The organism is Lewinella sp. IMCC34191 (genome assembly GCF_003390935.1).
GTDB lineage: Bacteria > Bacteroidota > Bacteroidia > Chitinophagales > Saprospiraceae > Neolewinella.
Genome location: NZ_QNQZ01000025.1, coordinates 1 through 1495, shown reverse-complemented (window position 1 = coordinate 1495; position 1495 = coordinate 1). Strand labels below are relative to the sequence as shown.

The window sequence follows — 1495 nt, the reverse complement described above, 5'->3', positions numbered from 1 at the left end:
TGTCTAGAACTGAAATACGTTGACCCAAAATCAGCGATTTTATGTCTAGCCACCGCATCCGCCCCCGGCGCCGGTTTAGCCTCGATTTTAAGCGCGCCCGGGTGCGCGACTTTGAATCCGGAACCTTTTCGGTAAGCCAAATGTCCCGGCTTTACGATATTAAGGGCACGGTTCTCTACCGATGGATCAAAAAATTTGGCCAGCAAGCCACTACCCCCCAAGCCGTAATCGTGGAAGTCCCTCACTCGCAAACCGAAAAAGTCAAACGCTTGGAAGCCCGCCTGGCCATGCTCGAACGCCTGGTCGGCAATAAGCAGATCGAGATTGAGTTCCACAAAGAGCGCCTACAGCTACTGGCCGAGGAGCACGGCATTAACGTCCAAAAAAAAGTTACTTCTACGCCGCCGTCCTCCGACTCTGCCAACGACAAGACGCCCTCATGACCGCCTTCACCCAACAGCGCATCCTGGCCGTCGTGGGCACCTCACGCCAGGCCCTGCGGCAGTTTCAGGCCCGTCGAGTGGACTATCTCCGCCGCGCATCCGAAGCCGAGGCGCGGCTGCTGCTGCACCGCCGCGACCATCCCGGATTGGGGCTGGTCAAAGCTTACCACCAGATTCAGCCCCGGGGTTTGGGACGCGACCGCTTCGTGGCCGAGATGACGCGTCGCGGTCATGCCCTGCCCCGTCGTGAAAGCAACTACGCGCGCACCACCCGTAGCGATGGTCACCGCTTCCCCAACCTGATCAAGGGTCTGGTAATCAACGACATAAACCTGATCTGGCAGTCCGATACGACCTACTTTCGTCAGCACGAACGGTGGTTCTATCTGACTTTTATTCTGGACGTCTACTCCCGTCGTATCCTGGGTTACGCTCTAAGTACTTCCCTAGCTGCGGCGGCCAACGTGCGAGCCTTAAAGATGGCCCTGCGGCAAAGAAAAGGCCAGGACCTATCGCGTCTGATCTTCCACAGCGACGGGGGCACGCAGTATCGTTACCGCAGTTTCGTGGAGAGTTTGCGCCAGCACGGGATCAGCTCCAGTATGTGCACCGCGGCCACCGATAACGCTTACGCCGAAAAGCTCAACGACGTGATCAAGAACGAGTACTTGCGCTACCGCCCCCGTCACAATCAAGAACAATTACGCCGGCTGCTGGGGAGGAGTGTACGCAACTATAACCAGCGGCGCCACCACCACCAACTGCCCCGGCGCTGCAGTCCGATAGCGTACGAAGCCTGGCTGGCGACCCCACAAGGAGCCGCCGCGCTTCACCCGCTAAGCATCCGCGACGGTCAGGCACCAAAGAATATGCGGGAGGCAACAGCGGACGGACCAAATTTGACTTACCCCGGAGCAAAGGCTACTAAGGGGGTAAGCCAAATTTTGCCCGCTCATGTCGTTCTCGATCATCCAACCGAAAACCGACAACTTCGTCTCACCTTCTAGCTAACTAAGTACTAAACCTGTCAACGCTATTCAGTTAGGCTCACC

The 1495-nt window shown here is 57.5% G+C and carries 2 protein-coding genes; both read left to right on the top strand.

Annotated elements, in window-relative coordinates; all coding sequences use genetic code 11:
• Positions 1 to 41: 41 nt before the first annotated feature.
• Positions 42 to 443, top strand: coding sequence for a transposase (locus tag DRW39_RS22970; RefSeq protein ID WP_116109421.1), 402 nt, complete (start codon positions 42 to 44; stop codon positions 441 to 443).
• The gene (locus DRW39_RS22050) at positions 440 to 1450 is read left to right on the top strand and encodes a DDE-type integrase/transposase/recombinase (RefSeq protein ID WP_116109419.1); all 1011 of its coding nucleotides are present in this window, start codon (positions 440 to 442) and stop codon (positions 1448 to 1450) included. The genes DRW39_RS22970 and DRW39_RS22050 overlap by 4 nt, the downstream gene beginning before the upstream one ends.
• Positions 1451 to 1495: the final 45 nt, after the last annotated feature.

Excerpts from the sequence above, each read along its gene's own strand:
- DRW39_RS22970 (WP_116109421.1), top strand. The coding sequence starts at position 42 with ATGTCTAGCCACCGCATCCGCCCCCGGCGCCGGTTTAGCCTCGATTTT.
- DRW39_RS22050 (WP_116109419.1), top strand. The coding sequence starts at position 440 with ATGACCGCCTTCACCCAACAGCGCATCCTGGCCGTCGTGGGCACCTCA.